The following is a 15,923-nucleotide window of genomic DNA, read 5'->3' as shown; positions in this document are numbered from 1 at the left end:
TTGAGACAGTACCGTCATTGAAATGAATAAGATATCGGACGGCCGTTTTATGCGTCTAAGTGTGTTTGCATTCATTGCGGCAATTGCACAGTCATCAGTCAGCGCCGAGCAGAGTGACCCGCGCCTTTGCGTTAAACCAGTCGTGTTCCAGGCGGACCAACCAGCCGCCCCGTTCAAAATTCATAGTGTTGTGATATCCGACGTTGCAGACAACACCATTGTGTCCCTTGGCGATCCGATAGTGAAGAACACAATAATCGGATTCATTCGTGACAATATCTTCATGACTTTGGGGGAGATCACCCAAAAATCACGGAAGTTGACGACATCTACGCAACAGGAAGTGGAGAGCGCATAGGAGTGTTCGGCTTAATTGGGGAACGGGAGTTATGGCGGCAAGACCCGACGACAGGAGAGTTCACCCGCATGCTCATCCAGGAGTTTCCGAACGAAGCGGCTGTTCGAACGGTGGGGTGGTCAACACCCATGAACGCGCTTCTGCTGACACGCGGCGGCTTGAGGAACACACCCGGTGCTGCGGTGTATGCGCTTCAGGATGACAAGATAAGTCATGTCGAAGGTATTGATGAATGGGTCACCAAAATAGTTGATTTCCCAAAGATAAATATGACACTGCTGGGCACTGAAGTTGAAAACAAAGTATATTTAATCGATGCCAACCAAAACATTCATGATCTAGGCACGTTCGAGCCGAAGGATTGGGTTTTCATCAACGATGCGATTCTGCTTTCCGCTCCGTACCGAATACTGATTGACATGGAGGAAGCGTATGGCCCTTTTAGGGGGCGATTTCTGGTGCGGCTCGAACTGGAAGGCGGGATTTGGGTTCCTGCGAAGGAACAGGAACGCCGGAACGTCCTAAACGACTTTGACTCGTTTTCAGACAAGGGCTTGTCCGGAGTGGACCTAGACCAGCTCTCTAATTTTGAGGGCGTTTATCGTAGGCCTGCACTATCGGCACCCGGTCCCGGTAGAACAAAGATCATTCGTGGTCAATTTGTTGAGGTGTATCTCCCAGAGTCGAAGGCCTACGTTGCTATCGGCGACGGCGTAATGAGGGCGTTCGACAGAGCCTCCGGCCTAGAAATTGATATTCTGGGTGCACAGGTCGATGTGCCCAAGTATTTTTCTTCAAAAAACTCCGTATATCTGACCGACCGGTCAGGACTGCTTATCGCTGCGACGAATGGATATTTCTTACTCAAAGATCAGGTTGCCGGAAATGCATCTGAATGTCGATAATGGTGCCCAATGGCATTCATGAAGCGAAAGCCGCAGAACCGTCTCTATTCCGCCACTGGTCTTGCCGAAGCCAAGGGTCGCATTGTCCGCAAAGCCGACCTCGACGTGCAGACCACGACATGCAAAAGCCGCCCCAGGGGGCGGCTTTGGTCTTTGACCTGCCACTGAACTTTCACCCATCCGGAACCAGAGCCCTTCGGGTTGATACGCCGATTGGCGCAGGTGGAGCAACCGACATCCGCGCGGAGCTTTCAGATGGCGCAGCGCGGGTGTCGGTTGCGGTGAACAGGCGCTCGGCGAACGCCTTGGGCGTCTGATAGCCAAGCGCCGAATGTGGGCGCTCCTCGTTGTAATCTGCTGCCCAGGCACGGATCACGGCGCGCGCATGGGGCATGTTGCGGAACATGGTTTCGTTGAGGAGTTCATCGCGCATGCGCCCGTTGAAACTCTCCACAAACCCGTTCTGCATCGGCTTGCCCGGGGCGATGTAATGCCATTCGATCCCCTGCGCGGTAGCGAAGGTTAAGATCGCGTTACTGGTCAGTTCGGTGCCGTTGTCCGAGACAATCATGCCGGGCTTTCCACGCCGTTCGATCAGGGCCGCCAATTCCCGCGCGACACGCCGCCCCGAGATCGATGTGTCCGGAACGGCCGCCAGGCATTCCCTCGTCACGTCATCGACCACGTTCAGGATGCGGAACCGCCGGCCACAGGCGAGCTGGTCATGGACAAAAATCCAGCGACCAGCGCGCATTGGGCCGGGCCTCGACCAGGATCGGTGCCCGGGTTCCTACCGCCTTGCGCCTGGCCCGGCGTTTGCGCACCGCCAGACCTTCTTCTCGATACAGCCGGTAGATACGGTTGATCCCGGAGGGTTCTCCCTCCCGGCGCAGCAGCACAAATAGCCGCCGATAACCGAACCGGCGGCGTTCATTGGCCAGATCCCGAAGCCGCTGGCGCAGCCCGGTCTCGGGCGGTCGCGCGGACCGGTAGCGGATCATCTTGCGGTCCGCTCCAACAATCTGACAGGCCCGCCGTTCCGACAGGCCAAGCCTGGCCCGCAGATGCGCAACGGCTTCGCGCTTCACGGCGGGCCTCACCATTTTTTTGAGAGCAGTTCCTTCATCGCCGCAGCGTCGAGCATCTGCTCCGCCAGCAACTTCTTCAGCTTGGCGTTCTCGTCCTCCAGCGCCTTCAGTCGTTTGGCGTCCGAAACCGTCATCCCACCAAACTTGGCTTTCCAGGCATAAAAGGTGCCTTCCGACATCCCGTGCTTGCGGCACAGATCGGCGCACTTCGCGCCTGCCTCATGCTCGGTAAGGATGCCGATGATCTGTTCTTCGCTGTATCTCGTTCGCTTCATTGTCCGTCCCTTCGTTGGGGCGGACTCTAATTCCAAATGGAGGAAAAATCCCGTGGCAGGTCATTTGCATCATTTTGTCCTCGCCTGTGCGGCCTGCTTGATCGCGGCCCGTATGCGCGGATAAGTGCCGCAGCGGCAGAGGTTCGCGCTCATCACCGCGTCAATGTCTTCGTCAGTCGGCTCGGGCGTGGAATCGACCAGTGCCGCCGCCTGCATGATCTGCCCGGCTTGGCAGTATCCGCATTGCGACACGTTCAGATCGCGCCAGGCCACCTGCACCGGATGATCGCCGTTCTCGGTCAGACCCTCGATGGTGCTCACGTCGGAACCTTCGGCCATCGAGATGGGGGTGATGCAGGCGAAGGTCGCATAGCCGTCCAGATGGATCGTGCAGGCGCCGCATTGGGCCATGCCGCAGCCGAACTTGGTACCGGTCAGTCCCAATTCGTCGCGCAGATACCACAGCAATGGCATTTCGCGGTCGCCATCGAAACTGTGCTCCGTTCCGTTCACGGTAAGGGTGATCATTATGCTTTCCTCGCTTTCAGGATGCGTGTCGTTGCCGGGCCGCCACCCACGGCGACTACGTCGCATCCACGGCTGCCTGCAATCGCTGGTGAGGCTAGGGACGTCGTCGCGTCAATCGCGACGGCGCTGCGGAGTATGGTTCGGCAGCCGACGCTGAGGATGGAGTTTTCGTTGCCGATTGTCATGGCATCTTCCTTCCGTTCTGAGTTCCGCCTGTAATTGACTGTATGTTCAAAAGCTTCAGAGTGTTACCGAGGCAGCTGGCTAAGTTCCCTCACCCTAGCTGGAGCGCTCGAGGCCTGCGGCGCAGGACTTGCTGCCCAAGCGCCGATATTGCGGTGTTCGGCCAATCGACCTTCGATATCAGCCGTGCTCAAAGCAAACCGATGGTACGGCCACCCGGCGTCAGCGATGATTTCACGGGGAAGCGGAAGCCCTGTAGGCGAGCATTGAGGCTGGTATGTTCATGACGACGAACTAACCTTGGCGCAAAGCACATATCAACTTAGCAATGCCGGTAACGTTCTTGGAATAAGCGTTTAGCTTCATACCATGTTTTCGCCTGTTGGAAACGTGGCGCCGGGCTGCCCTCTCGTAGTGGAAAACCGTCTACGTCCCGGCCCCCACCCATTGATGGCAACCGCTCACAACCGTTCCAAGATCCTGGCCAAGAGGGCAGAGTCGTTGTGAGCGGCCAGAAGGTTGTACCCCTTGTAAGGATCAGTCTTGAGTGCGCGCACCTGGTCAATCGATGTTACCTGACTGAAGCCGTCGTTGCAAAAGAAGAGACAGGTATCCGGGGTACTCAGAAGATGGCTGCTGGGGGCGCAGGCCGGGTCGCTGCCGTGGTCCTCGTAAATGATGACGCCCCCGTCTCGCAGCGCGCGTGAGGCCCCTCCGAGGGCCTCGACCTCGGCTCCTTCCACGTCGAGTTTGATAAGGGCCGGAACGCCTTTGGGCACGAGATCGTCGATGCGGCGGGTCACCACGGTTTCCGTCTTGTCGCCCGGGCCGGGTTTCCCATCGCTCAAAAGCCGTGCCGAGGCGTGGCTGTTCGCGACATTCACGAAGGTCAGGTGCTTGCCGGAGACCGAGTGGATGGCCACCTGGTGCAAGGCGACGTTCGGCAAGCGCCCCGCATTCGCCTCAAGCGCGGCAAAGGTCGCTTGCGCAGCCTCCGCCGCGATCACCCGATCGAACAGCGCGGCGGCGCGCACCGTCCAATAGCCCTTGTTGGCGCCGCAATCGCAGAAGACTTTCGCCTGCCCGGACGCGGCCCGGCCGCGACTTCCGGTTCGTACTCTTCGTGCCAAAGCGCGAACCTGGTCCAGTAACCGTCGTCCAGCGAGATTCCGAAGGGCGGCGCTCCGTCGATGCGCAGAAAAACCTGGTTGTCGCGGTTGAAAATCCGTCCGAGACCCCGGGCGAAACGCCCGTAGAGACCGCGTGACACTGCCAACCGGAACAACGCCATCAGCAGCGAGTATTGCAGCCGCGCGCCGGGGCTGGAGAAGGTCAGTTCACATGTGTCCTGCATTGGCTTCCAGTCATGACCGCGCTGTGCGAGGATCGTCCTCATAAGCCCCTGTTCGCGCCGTTTCACCACGGCTTGATTCCACCTCGACCGCGACAAGCACCAGCGCACAGACCATGGCCGCAGACGCCATCGCCAGCGTCAGCGGTACATAACCCAAGATGACCGGCACCAGCCCGAGCATGTACCCGATGTCGAGCCCCTGCATGAATTACTCCGCCGCAGGCGAGGTAACGTCGGTTCCGAACCACTTCTCCGAAATGTTGGTCAGCGTGCCGTCCGCGCGCAGCGTTGCGAAGTGGGAGGCGGCCCATCCGTCGGTATGACCCAGCGACAGCTGATGCAGCGCATCGTCCTGCCGCAGGCCGCGCGTGTGGCGGCGCCGACGCTGGTCAACTACTTCATCGACATGCTCAAGGGGACCTCTCTGGCCTTTACCCTCGGCGTGACCGAGATGATGGGCGCCGCGCAGAAGGAAGCCGCCGGCAGCTTCCTCTACTTCGAAGCTTTTCTCGTGGTGGCGGTGATCTACTGGGTCATGGTCGAGGCGCTGAACCAGGGGCAGAAAGCCCTGGAAACCCGGCTGAACAAGGCGTACGCCCGATGAGTTCGACGACCGGCGTGACAGTCAGGGGGTTGACCAAGACCTTCGGCGGGGCGGCGGTGCTGGACGGCATCGACCTCGACGTTTCTCCGGGTGAACGGGTGGTCATCATCGGGCCCTCGGGCACCGGGAAGTCGACGCTGCTGCGCTGTCTCAACTATCTTGACCAGCCGGATGCGGGGCAGATTTCCATTGGCGACCTGACCGTGGATGCCGCCCGTGCGCGCAAGTCCGACATCCTCGGGCTGCGGCGGCGCACCGGGTTCGTGTTCCAGAACTACGCGCTTTTCGCCAACAAGACCGCGCTCGAGAACATCATGGAGGCGCTGGTGACAGTTCAGCGCCTGCCGAGGGCCGATGCCGTTGCCCGCGCCCGGGACGTGCTTGCCGAGACCGGCCTTTCGGACAAGGCCGACAGTTATCCGGCGGCGCTTTCCGGCGGGCAGCAGCAACGGGTCGGTATCGGCCGCGCCATGGCTCTGGGTGCGGGAGTGCTGCTGTTCGACGAACCCACCTCGGCGCTGGACCCGGAGTGGGTGGGCGAGGTGCTCGACCTGATGCGCCGGGTGGCGGCGCAGAAACAGACACTCCTGATCGTGACCCACGAGATGCAGTTTGCCCGCGAGATCGCCGACCGTGTCCTGTTTATGCACAGCGGCAGGATCGTGGAGCACGGCACACCGGCACAGATCTTCGATGCCCCACAGGATGCGCGGCTCCGGCGGTTTCTGGCCCGGACAGGGGTTGAGCGCCCGTTGACAGCCCGGTAGGCCGAGGCGCCGGTGCCGAAGGCGGCTTTCCGACAGAACGCAGCCCGCAGGGACGTTCGATCAGAATTGCGGGTCCAGTTCATCCAGGGCCGCGCAGACGCCCGCGCCGAACTCGGGATGGACCTGCTGGAACAGCCCGATCTGCCGTTCGGCTATGTCTGCCGGAACGCCGCGCATCGACTCGGCGATGTTGTCGAAGAGCCGGGCCTTCTGCGCCTGGTCGAAGAGCAGGAACAGCGCGCGCGGCTGAGTGAAATCATCGATGCTGTCGCGATGGTCGAACCGGCCGACGGGACCCTGCAGATCGAGTAAGGGCTCGGCGAATGACGGATCCTGCCGAGGGCCGTCAAAGCTGTTCGGTTCGTAATAGGCATCCGGATTGGTTGCGTTCTCGAAGAAGCGCATCGCGCCGTCCTTGTGGTAATGATGCACCGGGCAGCGCGGACGGTTGACCGGCAGGGCTTCGTAGTGGGTGCCAAGCCGATAACGATGGGCATCCGCATAGGAAAATATCCTGCCTTGCAGCATCCTGTCCGGCGAATGGCCGATGCCGCGCACCACGTTCGAGGGGCTGAAGGCAAGCTGTTCGATCTCGGTAAAGTAATTGTCGGGGTTTCGGTTCAGCTCGAGCACGCCGATCTCGATCGGGGGAAATTCCGCATGGGGCCAGACCTTCGTCAGGTCGAACGGGTTGAACGGGAACGCCTCTGCCTGGGGTTGCGTCATGATCTGCACCTGCACGGTCCATTGCGGAAACTCCCCTGCCTCGATCGCGCCGAAGAGAGCCTCCTGATAGCCTTCGCGGGTGCGCCCCACGACTTCCCGCGCTTCGGCGTTGGTATAGTGGCGATGCCCTTGTCGGGTCTTGAAGTGGAACTTGACCCAGACCCGTGCGCCGCCGCTTGTCCAGAGGCTGTAGGCATGGCTGCCATAGCCGTTCATGTGAACCGGGCTGACGGGCAGGCCACGGTCGGAGAAGAGCATCGTGACCTGATGGAGGCTTTCGGGAGTGAGAGACCAGAAATCCCACATCGCGGTGGTCGATCGCAGATTGGTGCGCGGGTGGCGCTTTTGCGTATGGATGAAGTCCGGGAACTTCATCGGATCGCGGACGAAGAAGACCGGGGTGTTGTTGCCGACCAGGTCCCAGTTGCCCTCCTGCGTATAGAACTTGAGTGCGAAGCCACGCACGTCACGCTCATGATCCGCGGCTCCCATTTCGCCGGCCACGGTCGAGAAGCGCGCGATCATCGGCGTCTCGGCACCGGGTTGAAGCGCGGCTGCGCAGGTCAGGTGCGATATGTCGCCGGTGATCCGCAACACGCCATGCGCGCCCCACCCCTTGGCATGGACAACGCGTTCGGGGATTCGCTCGCGGTTCTGGTGGGCCAGTTTCTCGATCAGTTGCCAGTCCTGCATCAGAACCGGGCCGCGAAGACCGGCGGTGAGGCTGTTCTGGTTGTCCGCGACGGGCGCGCCTGCGGTGGTCGTCAGGCGGGGCGGCAGTGTTTCTTTGGTGGTCATGGTCAATCCTGTTGGGTCCGGCGAGGCTGGTCGCCGGCTTGTTACGCGCGCCGCGTTCCGAATCCTGCGCCGGTGCTGCTCTTACGTTTCGAGATTTCGAAGATCGGCAACCGCGTTAAGAGGCCGGCTGTCTCCGGTATGTCGTGCCGGCCGTTCGTCAGCCGATTCATTCCACCGCTTCGGCGGCCTGTCGGATCACATTCGCCACTTCGGCAGGGTTCGTCATTGGCAACATGTGACCGTTCTCGACATCGACGACAGTCGAGCCGGCTCGCTGCGACATCTGACGCTGCAGATCGGGCGCGATGGTCCGGTCGAGGGTCGCGATGATCGACCAGCTCGGCTTTTCGGTCCACGCCGCCGACCTTGTCCGGTATTCAAGGATCGCCGAGTTGGAAGCGGCCTGCGACCTGGCCACGTAGATGGCGTCATCCTCGGACAGCCCATTGCCGACGACCGAGAGGAAGGCCTCTTCATGGATCAGGTAGTGCCCATCTTCGAAGACCGTAAGCTTGTCGGGCGTGAACTCGGTTGGCATGGAGGCCAGCAGGCTGCCGCCGCTTTCACCGGCATCGGGCAGGAACGCCGCAACGTAGACGAGGCCGCTCACGTCAGGATCAACGCCAATTTCGCTGATCACCACGCCTCCATAGGAATGCCCGACCAGCAACATCGGACCGTCCTGGATGTCGACGATGCGCTGGACGGCGGCAATATCGTCTTCGGTGGAGGTCAGCGGCATCTGCGCCACCGTGACCTTGTAATCGTCTGCGGTGAGATTGTCATACACATCGCGCCAGGTGCTGCCGTCGACATTGGCGCCATGCACCAGAACGATCTTGGTCACATCGGCGCGCGCCACGCCTGGCTGCCCGGCTGCAGCGCCAATCGCCACGGCGCCGGAAATCAGAAGCGTTTGTAAAGTGTCCATGATCGGGGTCCATTATCTGTTTATTTGATGTTCACGCAGGGGGCCGCGTGGTCAGGGCCGGCGGTGGCTGCGGGGCATAATGTTCATTCATTCGTCAGCGACATACGCGATCGAGTCAGGGCATGATCCGACCGAACCGGGCCGGGCCGCAGGAGCAGGATAGCCGGCACCGGCAAAGGTGCGTCGCAGACCTTGCTGCAATGGCACCATTCTTGCGGGTGGGTTGGCCGGCCGCCGTGGTCGCTTATGTCCTACCGGTGTGGCAACGCGCCTTGATGCCGGCTTGGAGAAGGGGGTGGCGCGGGTCGATCCGCTTGCGAACCGGCCGCGCCATACCCGCCCGTGTCAGGCCGCGACCCCCGGTACCGGCGTGTTGAGCAACTGCTGCTCCCACAGATAGGCGATGGCGCTGCCGCCGAGGTGATCCCTGAGGGCATCGTTGAGCGCGGTCGCCGTCTCGGCCCGCGCCCAGTCGCGCTGCCATTCCGACGCAAGCGCCAGCCAGGTCATCATGTTGATGCCGCCCGCGGTCATGCGCTGGATCGCGACCTCGTGCGCCTCGACCGAGGTGCCACCGGACGCGTCGGTGATCACCGTCACGTCCCAGCCTTCACCGGCGGCCTGCAGCGCGGGCATCGCCACGCAGATCTCTGTCCAGAGACCTGCTATGATCAACTGCTTTCGGCCGGTCGCTTTGACGGCATCCACGACCTTGGGATCCTCCCAGGTATTGATCGTCGTGCGATCGATGACGTCCTGGTCGGGAAAGACTTCGGTGACATGCGGAAAGATGTCGCCGCCGCGGGCGGCGATCACGCTGGTCAGGATCGTGGGCACGCCGAACACCTTGGCCGCCTTGGCCAGGGCGGTCGTATTGTTCACGACCATGTGCGGATCGTGGCTGTTGAGGTTGGCGAGTTGGTAGGGCTGATGGTCGATCAGAACGAGAACCGAATCTTCGGGACGAAGAAGCGAGTCGAGGCCGTTGCGGAAGGTCATGGTCATATCCTTTCTTCTGAGGGCGAGCGGGGCTCTGAAGCCTGAACGTAGCCAATGAAAGCGGACCCCGCGTCGCTGGATCTGCCGAGAGGTTGCCATTCCTGCGGTCATGTCGGCATTCGAGTCCGTACCTGCCAGATCCTCCGGCGGCTGCGGCAACCAAGGCTCTCAGCCCCGTCTTGCTGTCAAAGCAGAGGCAGGCACCACGCCTGCGCAAGAGGGGAAGCCCCATCGGGCTGACTTCTCGGGGTTCTCAGATTGAACCGCAAGTGTGGTTAAACCCCAGCAAGTTCCGCACCGCTTGCAACTGAAGCCTTTGGTAAGCTGGCGCGGCACCCGAAAGCCGTTCTGTTCTTCGCCGCGTTATTTCCGCAGTTCCTGCCGGCAGATAGTGGGCCGGTGATCCTCGCCCTTCTGGTTTCGACCTTCGTACTCGTCAAATTCATCATTCTCGGTGGCTATGCAATCGGAGCCAGACACTTCGCCCGGCTGCTTCGCAAGCCGCAACACGCGCGGCGTGGGCGCATGTTGACCGGCGTCATATTTCTGGCCTTCGGGGCGCTGATGGTCTGGTCTGCCCTTACCGCCGCGTGACGCCGCGCGCCTATACGTAAAGCTTCTTCCCATCACTTAGGTGCCCCTACATTTGTGGATACTTTGCCCCCTAACCTTGAGGCGAGCAGGCCAACATTGGGACGAGCAATAATAGCGACGAGTTCAAGTAGGATGCGGTGCATCAGATCACGGTGCACGGGTATCCGGTGCGGAAGGTTTCCCGACGCTTGGGCGTGAGCATGCATTCGCTGTACAAATGGCTCAAGCTGTTAGCGGAGCCGGTTCCGAAACCCGAGACGGACCATCATCGGCAGCAACGCTCCGATGGGCGCATTGGATCATGGCGCGGGGACCAGCAACACCCATGATGTCCCCGGCCGTGGTCGGAGCCTCCCTGTTTCGCTCCAGCCGTCGTCGCAAGGTGGCACCGTATCTTCGATCTAAAGCGTTTTGCGAAAAACCTGAGTCACAGATTTTCGCGAAACGCAGTGAAACGCTCAGATGTTGTACGCATTTCGCCTTTATCTGTTGCCTCAGAATAAAGGCGAAACGCTTTAGGCGCAATGCATCCTCTCTTAACTGGCTGATCAGCTGGATCTTGAATATGACCCACCAAGAACTTTGCATTCTGCCCGACGACAGGAAGGGATGTGAAACGATGTCGCCGAAACAGGTCTGCGGCCTTGCTCAGGGGCGTTTTGGGGCGGCTCGTGACAATGTCGCGGGACACGATGCCCTGTGCCGTCACCGGAACGGATTAATGCGCCACGGCCTGCATCTCCGCTGCTCCGATCAGGCGGGCCAGGTCCTCGACACCAAGGTTAAAGGATTGGCTATAGCGCTCCAGGATGTTTGTCAGCTCTTCCTCGGACAGCCCCAACCGTTCGGTCGCCAGTCCCGTGTTTGCGCGGGTCATAGAACTGCCGAAATGGATATGCACCTAGGGTGCTTGTCTGCAGAGCATAACGTGGACAGAAAAAGGGACACTCTTAACACTTTTTTCGTAAGCAGCTGATATAAAATGACTTTATAACTTGACAATACTCCCGCCGGAGGAGAAGGCGGCGGCCTGTTCGGTTCGGGATCCGCAGGGATCTCTTGCGGGTCGGACTCCGCAAAGATGCCTGGATATGTCATGTCTCCCCCTTTTTGTGTCGCTTCGGTTTGTGACCTTTAGTTTTCAATTGCGCCGCGGATAGCCAACGGGAAACCTATCCCGCCCCATGCGCCTTGGACGCGGATTGTCCTGCAACCGACTCGGGTCGCGGCGTAACCCGTTAAACCTCGTTTAGCAGTATCGTCACGTGCCTAAGCCGCAAAGCCGCGGCGCCGCCCTAGGGAGCGTGCCGCGTTAGGCTTCGCGCTGCCAGTATCGCAGTTTGCCACATGCCTTGAGGAAGCTTTCCGCGGCATCGGTCGTGTCGAGCACATGAACACCCTCGTCGGGTTCTGCCGCAACCGCGGCCGGCCAGAACCGATCTTTCGCGGCGTCCGTCAGCGCAATGAACTTCATATGGGCTCGCGCGTCGGCCAGAAAGGTCTTGGCCCCGTGCATTCCGGCCAACTTTTCGGCACCGTCGGCCGACGCGAGAACGGCGACCGCGTCGTAGATGACCGAGGGTGCGCCATCGAGCTTCTGGTCCGCCTCGATCCTGCGCCCATCCGCGGCGGTCACGCCGCCCACCTTTTGCGCCACGACCTCGACCATCGCTCCGGCGTCCTCGGCGGCCTGTTTCAAAGCGCCGAAGAGGTCCGCATCAATCCCGTCGGTCAGCAGCACGCCCAGCTTGCGGCCGGCAAAGCTGTCGGGCGCGTTCTTCAGGATGCTGAGCGCGGAGGAAGGCTCGGTCTCGATCACCGGGCGGGCGGGCTTGGCCGCCTCCGGCATTTCTTCCAGCCCCAGGCCTTCGGCCACCGTCTCGGCTAGGTCCTCGTCGACGTTGCACAGATGAGAGACCATGCGTTGGCGGATCGCCAGTCGCTCGACCTTGGACAACTCGAAAGTGAATGCGTCGGCGATGTGATCCTTTTCCACGTCGGTCTGGCTGCGATAAAACTGGCGCGCCTGACTGTAGTGGTCGGCAAAGGTTTCCGAGCGCACCCGCTCCTTGGGCCCGGCCTCATCCGCTGGATATGAGCGGAAGCCGCGCTCTGGGTCCTCGCGCGGGCCCTCGCCGTGGCTGTTCGGTTCGTAATTCGCCCGGCCCCGTGGGTTGTGCATCGCCATGTGCCCGTCCTGCTGGAGATGGGCGAAGGGACATTTTGGCGCGTTCACCGGAATATGGTTGAAGTTGGGGCTGCCCAGCCGCTTGAGTTGGGTGTCGAGGTAGCTGAAATTGCGCCCCTGGAGCAGGGGGTCGTTGGAGTGGTCGATCCCGGGCACGATGTTGCCGGTCTGAAAGGCCACCTGCTCGGTATCCATGAAAAAGTTCCCGGGCATCCGGTTCAGCGTCATCGTGCCGACCTTGCGGACGGGAACCTGTTCTTCGGGGATGATCTTGGTGGCATCCAGCACGTCGAAATCGAACTTCTCGGCGAAGTCGTCGTCGAAGATCTGCAGGCCGAGATCCCATTGCGGGTAATCGCCCGCGTTGATCGCATCCCACAGGTCGCGGCGGTGAAAATCCGGATCGGCGCCGTTGACCTTGACAGCCTCATCCCAGAGCACGGATTGCAAGCCCTGTCGGGGCTTCCAGTGGAACTTGACGAAGGTGGACTGACCTTCGGCATTCACCAGCCGGAAGGTGTGCACCCCGAAGCCTTCCATGAAGCGGAAGGAACGCGGGATCGTCCGGTCGGACATTATCCATAGGGCCATGTTGATGGATTCCGGCATCAGCGAGATGAAATCCCAAAAATTGTCATGCGCCGTCTGCGCCTGCGGGAAGGCCCGGTCGGGTTCCTGCTTTGCGGCGTGAATCAGGTCGGGGAACTTCATCGCGTCCTGAATGAAGAACACCGGGATGTTGTTGCCCACGAGGTCCCAGTTGCCCTCCTTGGTATAGAACTTGGTGGCAAAGCCGCGCACGTCGCGCGCGAGGTCCGGCGAGCCCTTGTTGCCGGCCACGGTGGAAAACCGCACGAAAACCTCGGTTTTCTCGCCCACCTCGGTCAACACTCTTGCGCTGGTGATGTCAGAGAGGTCTTCCTTCAACTGGAAGATGCCGTGCGCGCCGTAACCACGAGCGTGTACCACCCGCTCGGGAATACGCTCGTGATCGAAGTGAAACAACTTCTCGCGGAACACTTGATCCTCGATAAGATGCGGGCCGCGCGGTGCGATCTTGAGAGAGTTCTGATCGTCCGACACGGGGGTGCCGACCTGCGTCGTCATCGTCTCGTGACCGTCCCCGGTTTGCTGGTGGGTCTCGCCACCTTTGCCGGCTGTGGTGGGGGTCTTGTTGTCGGTCGTCATTCGTGTGCCTTTCTCTGGTTCAGCCTGACAGCGCCTCGAGGACGGCGCTATCAGCAGCTTTCAAGCAATCTGCCAACGTCCACGAGGCGAAAACTCCGGCGTACCCGGACGAGGGGCCGAGACTCCAACCGGAGCCTCCGGATGTCTCTCGGGCTATCGCGTCGCCGGACAACGCCGACGCAAAACTAGAACCGACGACCGTCGATTGTGTTCCAGCAAAATTAGCCGACACCGACAAACGACGCTGCCCCGGCGGGCGACATTCCGGAAGCCGCCAATTCTCTTTGGCGGCGGGGAACATTACGCACCCCTCTCGAGGTCCGGATTGCAGGCAACTCAAGGCACATGATTGCAGAGTGAATGTCGGGACGCGACCGGTCTATTCTGTGCCCGTGCCGGCTTCATCGCCGTCTGCTCCAGGCGATTCATCCGTAGCCGGGTCTTCAGGCAGCACCGACATGGCTGGATCTTCACCGGCATCCATTCTTCCGCCATCCGACCCAACTGGCGTATCCGTCTGCGACCCATCGGCGGCCGCCACCCGCCAGACCGTGTTGCCCGCATCGTCGGCCACCAGCAATGCGCCTGTGCCATCGATGGTCACGCCAACCGGCCGGCCGCGGGCCTGATCGCCGTCCAGAAACCCAGTCACTACGTCCTCTGCCATGCCTGCAGGTTCTCCATTCTCGAACGGGATGAACATCACTTTGTACCCATTAAGAGAACTGCGATTCCAACTACCGTGCAGTCCGACGAAGGCCCCGTTTGCATAGGGTTCCGGCATGGCGGCGGCATTGGTGAACGTAAGCCCGAGCGCGGCGACGTGGCTCGAAAGAGCGTAATCTGGCACAATCGCGGTTTCTACCTTGTCCGGGCGCTGAGGGCGAACGCGCGTATCGACGTGATCCCCGAAATAGCTCCATGGCCAGCCATAGAACCCGCCATCTTCAACCGAGGTCAGGTAATCCGGCACGAGGTTCGGGCCCAACTCGTCGCGTTCGTTGACCACGGTCCAGAGCACACCTGTCTCGGGATGAAATGTCAGTCCGTTAGGATTTCTCAGTCCGGTTGCGAAAAGCCGTCGCGCACCGGTTTCGCGGTCGATCTGCCAGATCGCAGCGCGGCCCTTTTCGGCCTCCATTCCGCGCTCCGCCGCGTTGGAATTCGAGCCGACGGAAGCATAAAGGTACTCTCCGTCCGGGCTCAAAGCCAAGTCCTTTGTCCAATGATGATTGATCGGTCCGCCGGGCAGGTCGGTCAGCACGTCCGGCTCGCCGGTAAGTTCCGTCTGCCCAAGCTCGTAGCTATAGGCCAAGACCGCGTCGGCGGCAGCGACATAAAGCGTATCGTCCGCCCAGGCGACGCCGAAGGGCGAGTTCAGGTCGGTCAGAATGTCGTGGCGCTCGTCAACCGTTCCGTCCCTGTCGGTATCGCGCAGGAGCGTGATCAGATTGCTGTCTCGCTCCGGTCCGCCAGAGCCCTCCGCCAGAGACATGACCCAGCCACGGATCAGGTCCTTGGGGCGCTCCACCGGCTTGCCGCCCGGCGCGCGCGACTGGACTACAAGCACGTCACCATTGGGCAGAGTATGAACGGTCCTGGGATTCACCAGATCGGTGGCGTAGGCTGTCACCGTCAGGCTGTCGGGCACGACGGGTGTCTGATCACCCTGCCATCCGATGACCTCGGCGATCTTCATATCGGCAAACAATGGCTGGTGCGGTTCGGGCAATACGGGATCGGGGCCGATCTGACTGGTGATATCGAAATCATCCTGCGCCCCGGCAGGAAGCGCTAACAGAACTCCTGCACAGGCGAAGCAGAAGGTGGAGCGTAGATCAGCCATTAACGTAGCCTCCGATGCGGTGACGATAAAGTTGGCCCAACCAGAGGGTGGCGATCATGACGCAGACGATGACGCCGGACAGGATGAGGCCGGATGGGACCACGGCCGTCCAGCCGTCACGCGCATGGACAAGCGCGTTGAAGATAGCCAACACGATCACCGCAAGGCTGCCCAGTACGTGAACCAAGGTGCTCTGTCGCTTCAGCGTCGCTCTCCCGGTCAGCAGATCCACTGCGCCGGCGATGACCGCCAGCGCGGCGCTTAGCAGACCGGCAAGCAGCAGCCACGAAGAGAAATGGCTCCACATCAGGTTGACGGTTTGCCAGTAAAGGATATCCGTCACCAGAACGAGACCGAAACATACCATGGGAATCGGCACCAGCGCGTGGGCAAGTGCGTGCTTCTCAACCGTTGTCGATAAATTTGGCCTTGCGGTTTTTCCCGGCTGTCTCATCTGCGTCCTTTCCATGAAACTCAAAGCCTAACTGTTGAAAAGAAAGTTGGTTCCTGCACGTCCGACTTGCGAAACCTCCGCGCAGAGGCAGATGAAACACCTCCTCGGCATTTGGACTGCTTCATGTCGCTTGATGC

At 60.8% G+C, this 15,923-nt stretch carries 14 protein-coding genes and 4 pseudogenes; 5 read left to right on the top strand and 13 right to left on the bottom strand.

Translation table 11 applies throughout. The annotated features are described in order from the left end of the window. The first annotated feature begins 426 nt into the window (after nt 1-426). Nucleotides 427-1,263, top strand: a complete 837-nt coding sequence (locus ACSQ76_RS02610; RefSeq protein ID WP_437155342.1) for a hypothetical protein — start codon at nt 427-429, stop codon at nt 1,261-1,263. Between the two features lie 172 nt (nt 1,264-1,435). Here the strand turns inward: ACSQ76_RS02610 and ACSQ76_RS02605 are convergent. From ACSQ76_RS02605 to ACSQ76_RS02585, 5 genes and pseudogenes are all read right to left on the bottom strand, one after another. Next, nucleotides 1,436-2,626: pseudogene (locus tag ACSQ76_RS02605) on the bottom strand (IS3 family transposase). A gap of 69 nt (nt 2,627-2,695) precedes the next feature. Beyond that, on the bottom strand, nt 2,696-3,154 hold the full coding sequence (locus ACSQ76_RS02600; RefSeq protein ID WP_306127784.1) for a (2Fe-2S)-binding protein: 459 nt from the start codon (nt 3,152-3,154) through the stop codon (nt 2,696-2,698). 644 nt (nt 3,155-3,798) lie between these two features. Continuing rightward, nucleotides 3,799-4,371, bottom strand: coding sequence for an FkbM family methyltransferase (locus tag ACSQ76_RS02595; RefSeq protein WP_437155341.1), 573 nt, complete (start codon nt 4,369-4,371; stop codon nt 3,799-3,801). Next, complete coding sequence (locus ACSQ76_RS02590) at nt 4,341-4,691, bottom strand: hypothetical protein (protein ID WP_437155340.1); 351 nt, start codon at nt 4,689-4,691, stop codon at nt 4,341-4,343. Before ACSQ76_RS02590 ends, ACSQ76_RS02595 begins: the two co-directional genes overlap by 31 nt. Before the next feature lie 85 nt (nt 4,692-4,776). After that, a pseudogene (locus tag ACSQ76_RS02585) lies at nt 4,777-4,896 on the bottom strand (amino acid ABC transporter permease); the annotation flags it as partial. An 85-nt stretch (nt 4,897-4,981) separates the two neighbouring features. On the opposite strand from ACSQ76_RS02585, the pseudogene ACSQ76_RS02580 reads away from it, so the two are divergent. Together ACSQ76_RS02580 and ACSQ76_RS02575 are read left to right on the top strand one after the other, a co-directional pair. Then, nucleotides 4,982-5,295 (top strand): annotated as a pseudogene (locus tag ACSQ76_RS02580) (ABC transporter permease subunit); the annotation flags it as partial. Continuing rightward, complete coding sequence (locus ACSQ76_RS02575; protein WP_437155339.1) at nt 5,292-6,062, top strand: amino acid ABC transporter ATP-binding protein; 771 nt, start codon at nt 5,292-5,294, stop codon at nt 6,060-6,062. The pseudogene ACSQ76_RS02580 and the gene ACSQ76_RS02575, both read left to right, overlap by 4 nt. Nucleotides 6,063-6,122: 60 nt before the next feature. Here the strand turns inward: ACSQ76_RS02575 and ACSQ76_RS02570 are convergent, their stop codons facing one another. The 3 genes from ACSQ76_RS02570 to ACSQ76_RS02560 form a co-directional block, all read right to left on the bottom strand. After that, on the bottom strand, nt 6,123-7,586 hold the full coding sequence (locus ACSQ76_RS02570) for a catalase (protein ID WP_437155338.1): 1,464 nt from the start codon (nt 7,584-7,586) through the stop codon (nt 6,123-6,125). A gap of 166 nt (nt 7,587-7,752) precedes the next feature. Beyond that, nucleotides 7,753-8,517, bottom strand: a complete 765-nt coding sequence (locus ACSQ76_RS02565) for an alpha/beta fold hydrolase (RefSeq protein WP_437155337.1) — start codon at nt 8,515-8,517, stop codon at nt 7,753-7,755. A 345-nt stretch (nt 8,518-8,862) separates the two neighbouring features. Further along, nucleotides 8,863-9,516, bottom strand: a complete 654-nt coding sequence (locus ACSQ76_RS02560; protein ID WP_437155336.1) for a hydrolase — start codon at nt 9,514-9,516, stop codon at nt 8,863-8,865. 324 nt (nt 9,517-9,840) lie between these two features. Between ACSQ76_RS02560 and ACSQ76_RS02555 the strand changes: the two genes are divergently transcribed. Then, nucleotides 9,841-10,110 carry a LysE family transporter gene (locus ACSQ76_RS02555; protein ID WP_437158148.1) on the top strand — a complete coding sequence of 90 codons (270 nt, stop codon included), beginning with the start codon at nt 9,841-9,843 and terminating at the stop codon, nt 10,108-10,110. Between the two features lie 137 nt (nt 10,111-10,247). Then, nucleotides 10,248-10,349 (top strand): annotated as a pseudogene (locus tag ACSQ76_RS02550) (transposase); the annotation flags it as partial. A gap of 188 nt (nt 10,350-10,537) precedes the next feature. Here ACSQ76_RS02550 and ACSQ76_RS02545 read toward each other — a convergent pair. The 5 genes from ACSQ76_RS02545 to ACSQ76_RS02525 form a co-directional block, all read right to left on the bottom strand. Further along, complete coding sequence (locus ACSQ76_RS02545) at nt 10,538-10,801, bottom strand: CBS domain-containing protein (RefSeq protein WP_437155335.1); 264 nt, start codon at nt 10,799-10,801, stop codon at nt 10,538-10,540. Nucleotides 10,802-10,828: 27 nt separating this feature from the next. Then, nucleotides 10,829-10,987, bottom strand: coding sequence for a hypothetical protein (locus ACSQ76_RS02540; protein WP_437155334.1), 159 nt, complete (start codon nt 10,985-10,987; stop codon nt 10,829-10,831). Between the two features lie 435 nt (nt 10,988-11,422). Continuing rightward, nucleotides 11,423-13,486, bottom strand: coding sequence for a catalase (locus ACSQ76_RS02535; protein ID WP_437155333.1), 2,064 nt, complete (start codon nt 13,484-13,486; stop codon nt 11,423-11,425). Nucleotides 13,487-13,865: 379 nt separating this feature from the next. Then, nucleotides 13,866-15,332, bottom strand: a complete 1,467-nt coding sequence (locus ACSQ76_RS02530; RefSeq protein ID WP_437155332.1) for a PQQ-dependent sugar dehydrogenase — start codon at nt 15,330-15,332, stop codon at nt 13,866-13,868. After that, on the bottom strand, nt 15,325-15,786 hold the full coding sequence (locus tag ACSQ76_RS02525; protein WP_437155331.1) for a DUF2231 domain-containing protein: 462 nt from the start codon (nt 15,784-15,786) through the stop codon (nt 15,325-15,327). Before ACSQ76_RS02525 ends, ACSQ76_RS02530 begins: the two co-directional genes overlap by 8 nt. Nucleotides 15,787-15,923 lie beyond the last annotated feature (137 nt).

The sequence above is a fragment of the Roseovarius sp. B08 genome (assembly GCF_051417955.1).
Classification (GTDB): Bacteria; Pseudomonadota; Alphaproteobacteria; order Rhodobacterales; family Rhodobacteraceae; genus Roseovarius.
Note: the sequence above shows the minus strand (reverse complement) of the source record. Positions and strands in the feature narration are given on the sequence as shown.